Below are 515 nucleotides of genomic sequence, written 5' to 3' on the forward strand. Positions count from 1 at the left end.
ACTATCAGGAGACCGGCCGCGCCGGGCGTGATGGCCTGCCGGCGGAAGAGATGCTGTTTTACGATCCGGCGGATATGGCGTGGCTGCGCCGCTGTCTGGGAGAAAAACCCGCCGGGCCGCTACAGGATATCGAACGGCATAAGCTGAATGCGATGGGGGCGTTTGCCGAAGCGCAGACCTGTCGCCGTCTGGTGCTGCTGAACTATTTTGGCGAAGGGCGTCAGGAGCCGTGCGGCAACTGCGATATCTGTCTTGACCCGCCAAAGCAGTACGATGGCTTAATGGATGCGCGCAAGGCGCTTTCAACGATTTACCGGGTCAATCAACGTTTCGGGATGGGTTACGTGGTGGAGGTCCTGCGCGGGGCCAACAACCAGCGCATCCGAGAGATGGGCCACGATAAGCTGCCGGTTTACGGTATGGGCCGGGAGCAAAGTCACGAGCACTGGGTGAGCGTGATCCGCCAGCTGATCCACCTTGGGCTGGTGACGCAGAATATCGCCCAGCACTCCGCG

The 515-nt window shown here is 61.0% G+C and carries 1 protein-coding gene; it reads left to right on the forward strand.

Annotated features, from left to right (window positions below):
- Nucleotides 1–515: RQC domain-containing protein (locus PKE79_RS16795; protein ID WP_271174807.1), on the forward strand; the 515-nt coding region annotated here is incomplete at both ends.

Source organism: Microbacterium barkeri (assembly GCF_027921765.1).
Classification (GTDB): domain Bacteria; phylum Actinomycetota; class Actinomycetes; order Actinomycetales; family Microbacteriaceae; genus Microbacterium; species Microbacterium barkeri.